Consider the following 845-nt stretch of genomic DNA (forward strand, 5'->3'; position numbering starts at 1 on the left):
CGTGCCAGGCCACGTTGCCGGTGCGCCGCGTCTGCGCGCCGACGTTGTACTGGCTGAGGATGCGCCCGGTGGTCAGCAACAGCGGGTAGCGGCTGTTGACCTTTTCGTCAGTCGGCACATAGCCGGTGAGCATGAAGCGGCCCTTGCCCCGTACGAACTGGTCGATGTGCATGGTTGGCGTGCCATCCGGCGCGGCCTCGTTGCAGGGCCATTGCAGGCTGCCATGGCGTTCGATTTCCGCGTAGCTGACCCGGCGGAAGGTCGGGGTCAGGCGGGCGATTTCATCCATGATCTCGGACGGGTGGCGGTAGTGCATCGGGTAGCCCAGGGCGTCTGCCAGGGCGATGGTAGCTTCCCAGTCAGCCTTGCCGGCCAGCGGTTCCATGACTTTGCGCACCCGTGAAATTCGCCGCTCGGCGTTGGTGAAGGTGCCGTCTTTTTCCAGGAACGAACTGCCCGGCAGGAACACGTGGGCGAACTTGGCGGTTTCGTTGAGGAAGATGTCCTGTACCACCACGCACTCCATCGCGAGCAAGGCAGCGGTAACGTGCTGGGTGTTGGGGTCACTTTGGGCAATGTCTTCACCCTGGCAATACAGCGCCTTGAAGCTGCCGTCCAGCGCTGCCTCGAACATGTTGGGAATACGCAGGCCCGGGTCGGGCTGCAAGGTCACGCCCCAGGCCTGCTCGAACTCTTCACGCACCGCCTGGTTGGAGATATGCCGGTAACCGGGCAATTCATGGGGGAACGACCCCATGTCGCACGAACCTTGCACGTTGTTCTGGCCGCGCAGTGGGTTGACCCCTACCCCTTCCCGGCCGATGTTGCCGGTGGCCATGGCCAGG

General features: G+C 63.7%; 1 protein-coding gene. It reads right to left on the minus strand.

What is annotated here, in order from left to right:
* Positions 1-845 (minus strand): molybdopterin oxidoreductase family protein (locus G1E_RS12290; RefSeq protein ID WP_047149865.1); only part of this gene is annotated, 845 nt, incomplete at both ends.

Origin of the sequence: Pseudomonas sp. TJI-51 (genome assembly GCF_000190455.2) — a bacterium.
Taxonomy (GTDB): domain Bacteria; phylum Pseudomonadota; class Gammaproteobacteria; order Pseudomonadales; family Pseudomonadaceae; genus Aquipseudomonas; species Aquipseudomonas juntendi.